Origin of the sequence: Vreelandella olivaria, from assembly GCF_023507745.1 — a bacterium.
Lineage (GTDB): Bacteria > Pseudomonadota > Gammaproteobacteria > Pseudomonadales > Halomonadaceae > Vreelandella > Vreelandella olivaria_A.
Genome location: NZ_JALPZO010000159.1, coordinates 1 through 2229, shown reverse-complemented (window position 1 = coordinate 2229; position 2229 = coordinate 1). Strand labels below are relative to the sequence as shown.

The 2229-nt window shown below is 55.6% G+C and carries 5 protein-coding genes; all 5 read left to right on the top strand.

Annotated elements, in window-relative coordinates:
- The coding region (locus HP566_RS19070) for a hypothetical protein (RefSeq protein ID WP_249978897.1) at positions 1–674 on the top strand (674 nt) is incomplete at its 5' end.
- Positions 661–1044: a hypothetical protein gene (locus HP566_RS19065; RefSeq protein ID WP_249978896.1), complete on the top strand. Its 384-nt coding sequence runs from the start codon at positions 661–663 to the stop codon at positions 1042–1044. The genes HP566_RS19070 and HP566_RS19065, both read left to right, overlap by 14 nt.
- A complete protein-coding gene (locus HP566_RS19060; protein ID WP_249978895.1) occupies positions 1034–1600 on the top strand; it encodes a hypothetical protein in 567 nt (188 codons plus the stop codon). Before HP566_RS19065 ends, HP566_RS19060 begins: the two co-directional genes overlap by 11 nt.
- Positions 1593–1973, top strand: a complete 381-nt coding sequence (locus HP566_RS19055; RefSeq protein WP_249978894.1) for a hypothetical protein — start codon at positions 1593–1595, stop codon at positions 1971–1973. Before HP566_RS19060 ends, HP566_RS19055 begins: the two co-directional genes overlap by 8 nt.
- Before the next feature lie 23 nt (positions 1974–1996).
- Positions 1997–2229, top strand: a 233-nt coding sequence (locus tag HP566_RS19050; protein ID WP_249978893.1) for a hypothetical protein, incomplete at its 3' end; no start/stop codon positions are given.

The window sequence follows — 2229 nt, the reverse complement described above, 5'->3', positions numbered from 1 at the left end:
AGAACCTGTTCAGCAAGGCGCAGATGGAACTCGATAATCTGGTCAATCTCTACCAGCGCACGCTGGACCCAGCGATAGGCCAGACACGGGAACAGTTTCACGCCCTGCGCGAGGCCGCGTTCCGGCGTATCGACTCCTCCGTGCCCGCTTGGCTGCGCCGCCCGCTGAACCTGCCAGCGACCGGCGAGGCGCTAAAGCGCAGAATCGGCGTTGAGGCGAGTCAGGCGGTGCACGGCCTGCGCACCGCGACGCAAGGTTTCCGCCAGTTCGAGATACCCACAATGTCCGAAGCGATAACGCGCGTGGGGCTGGCCGCCAAACTCACCAGTATCGGCAGCGCCGTGGGGGTTGGGCTGGATACCTACGCGACCCGTGACACTATCGCCGAAGCCTGCGCCACAGGGCGCGAGGAAGAGTGCCAGCGTATCCAGTATGTCGAGTATGGCAGGCTCACGGGGCGTACTTTTGGTGGGGCAATCGGAGGCGGTGCTGCTGCTCGCAGTAGCGTATGTCTGGCGGTCAGTCTTAATCCCGGCGGTAAAGTGATATGTGGCATGGTGGCCGCAGGAGCGGGTGCCTATGGGGGTGCCAAGGCACTGGAACCGGCTGGTGAGCAGGTAGGGTTATTCTTCTATCGAACACTACATGGCGATAATAACAATGACAATCGCTGAAAACATTGTAGGGTTTGGTACTGGTATCTTCGGTCTGCTTGGCTTGGCGTTATTATTTATCGCCAGCATTGTCGCGCTTTTCAAGATCGATGAGGCGGACCGCTATTTTGGAGCGTGGGAGTCTCCTGAACAGCTATATCTCAAGGGACTGCCCTTTTCCTTATGGAGAATGACTGGATATGGCTTTAACATATTATTCAGGAAAAGCCGGTTTATGCAGTGTTTTTATATGAAAGGCAAGCCGGAGCTGATCGACCAGGCACCTGTGAGACTAAGACGTCTGCTGGTATGGCTCTACACCTCGTGGATGCTATGTGGCATTTTTGCGGCGGCCATATATTTCGCAGGTGTGTTGTTTGGTGTTTGGTAAGGTACCCGCCTGGTTGCGCCTCCCGCTGAACCTGCCAGCGACCGGCGAGGCGCTAAAGCGTAGAATCGGCGTTGAGGCGAGTCAGGCGGTGCATAGCCTGCGCACCGCAACGCAAGGCTTCCGCCAGTTCGAGATACCGAGCGTCTCAGAGGCGATCAACCGCATCTCGGCGGTGACAGCGCTTACCTCGGCTGCCTCGGTGGTTGGTGTTGGTCTTGATCTTCAAGATACACGAGGAAAAGTTGAGCAAGCCTGTACTACAGGTCGTGAGCGTGAATGCAGGGAGGCCCAGGTCATTGAGTATGCAGCGTTAACAGGCCGTACCCTAACCACTGCAATTGGTGGTCCTGCCGTTGGAGCAGCACTGTCGGGGCCGGCCACGCGGCTTTGTATAGGGCTTCGGATAACACCCAAAGGGGCTGTAGCTTGTAGCTTCGTGGCATTTGGCGGTAGTGTTGTCGCTGCCGAAAGAGTTGGAGACCAAGTGGGGAGAAAGTTTGGATCGGAATTATTCAACTCCATTAATAATAGTGAGAGCACTAGTGGAGATGACTAAATTAGCCTTATTAATAGTCGGAATGACTGCCCTCGTTATTGCACTTCCGTTATTAGTCATCGCTGCGGTGGTGTCTTTATTCAAGATTTATGAAGCAGATCGTTACTATGGCGTGGGCTGCATGACTGAGAGGCCGTTCTACCATTTGACAGGATTGCCTTTCTCTCTCTGGAGAATGATCGAATACGCTCTGCTGCTGCTCAAGTTACGTACTCGTTATGGGCAGCGGCGCTACGCTCGTGAACTGGAGCTAATTATTGCCAACTCGCCGCCCAAACGTCTAGAGTCCCTACTGATATGGCTATATGCCCCCTTGTTCATTCTGACCGGAATCTATCTTCTCACAGGTGGAACCCTTGTGCTGTTTTTCTAGGCATCGGGTATGGTGTCGCCAAGGTGGTGGCCAGGCTCGGACTGGCCTCCCGACTTACCAGTATCGGCAGTGCCGTAGGGGTTGGGCTGGACACCTACGCGACCCGTGACACTATCGCCGAGGCATGTGCCACAGGGCGCGAGGAAGAGTGCCAGCGTATCCAATATGTCGAGTATGGAAAACTGGTGGGGCGTACTGTTGGTGGGTCAATCGGAAGCGGTGCGGCTGGAGTCTGTCTGGCGGTCAGCCTTGATCC